The sequence below is a fragment of the Campylobacter sp. genome, from assembly GCF_017646085.1.
Lineage (GTDB): Bacteria > Campylobacterota > Campylobacteria > Campylobacterales > Campylobacteraceae > Campylobacter.
Genome location: NZ_JAGCNF010000130.1, coordinates 1 through 1,761 on the forward strand (window position 1 = coordinate 1; position 1,761 = coordinate 1,761).

Annotated in this window: 2 protein-coding genes; both read left to right on the plus strand. The window is 34.4% G+C overall.

Annotated elements, in window-relative coordinates; genetic code table 11:
• A partial coding sequence (locus tag J6V67_RS06825) for a hypothetical protein (protein WP_291860629.1) occupies positions 1-1,020 on the plus strand: 1,020 nt, incomplete at its 5' end.
• A 10-nt stretch (positions 1,021-1,030) separates the two neighbouring features.
• Positions 1,031-1,761: cytochrome P450 (locus J6V67_RS06830; protein WP_291860632.1), on the plus strand; the 731-nt coding region annotated here is incomplete at its 3' end.

Genomic DNA, 1,761 nt, shown 5'->3' on the forward strand with positions numbered 1-1,761 from the left:
AATAAAACCAGTAGAATAGAACAAGATAAGCTAAATTTGGGCAAACTTGAGAACGTTAAGGTGCCTAAATTTAAAATAGATTATAAAGGCGCCCAGATTAATTATAATTTTTTGGCGTGGAATGATATTGTAGCTCAGCATTTTTGCAAGAGATTTTTTGATGTTTTTGGGGCGCTTTTTTTATTTTTTATTGGTTATACTATTTCTGGTGTAACCTATATGGTTGCTAAATACTCACGCACTCAGCTTATAGCTGGATATTACCCTACTATTTTTATGTTTTTATCATATTTTATTATTGGGCTGATTTGTTATGCAATTGGCTATTTTATAGAATTTGGCTGGTTTTGGATAGCAATTTGTTTAGGGATTATATTGCTTGGGACACGAGTAATTTTTTATATCGGTCAGAAGGCTGGGATATTTTGGCTACTTAGTATTTATAGGTTTTGTTATAAGTATGCTAAGGGCGAGATTGATAAAATCGATGAGAGAAATGAGAGCTTTGCAAACGCTATAATGCAAAGCGTAAAAGATGGTAAAGCTGATGAGATAATGGTCGTAGCTCATAGTGTTGGTACGATTTTAGCTATTAGCACTATGGCAAAGGTGATTAAAAAGTGTAAAGCGCAAGGCTTAAGCACGGCAAATTTAAAACTTGTATTAATAGGTGGATGTGTACCACTTACGTCATTTCAAAAGTGCGGGGATAAATTTAAACAAGAGCTTGAAATAGTGGCTAATTCAGATATTACTTGGTTAGATTTAAGTTCAAAAATAGATGGCGCATGCTTTTTTATGCTTGATTATGTAAAACGTTCAGGCGTGCAAGCAAAGCGTTCGCCAAAACTCATCTCGGTGAGATTTTTTAAAATTTATGATAAAAAAACATATAAAAATATAAGATATAAGTGGTATCAGGTACATTTTTTATACCTTAGGGCTACGCAAATTAGTGGCGGGTATGATTATTTTTATATGGTGGCTGACCCGCTAAATTTGGAGAATAAAACCTTTTAAAGGAGCTAATATGGGAGTTTGTCCATTTCATCCAAAACCGCATAATAGCAAAGCTGGGCTGATAACGACATTTTTGCTCAAGCGTAGATCGTGGCTAGATGGCCTATATGCTAAAAGCTATAAAATGAGAGCTGGCAGGGTAAAGATGCCTGGATTTGACCTTTTTGTGGTAAATGATCCTAAAGAAGTTCGTAAAATTATGGTAGATAATGTTAAGGAATTTCCAAAAAGCGATATGCTTCATGAGCTTTTAAAACCGCTTTTGGGTGTTAGTATTTTTACTACTAATGGCGAGGTATGGAAAAAGCAAAGAGAGCTTTTAAGACCAAGCTTTGAAATGACTAGGATTAGCAAGGTCTTTGATTTGATGAGTAATGCAGCTGCTGATATGATGGAGAAATTTAGAAAATACCCTAATGGTTCTATTGTCGAAGTTGATGAGCATATGACATTTGTAACTGCTGATGTAATATTTCGTACTATTATGAGTGCAAAGCTTGATGAGATAAAAGGCAAAGAGATTTTACATGCATTTGTAACATTTCAAGAAGAGACTGCTAGAACGGCGATTAGAAAGTTTTTTTGCCTACCCGATTGGCTTTCAAATATTCTTGGAGAAAATAAAAGAATGAAAGCAGGAGCTGTTATTAGAAAAAGCTTATCAGATATTATTAGACCTAGATATGAGAGCTATCAGAGTGATAATTATAGCGATATTTTGGCTTCGCTTTTGCATACAGT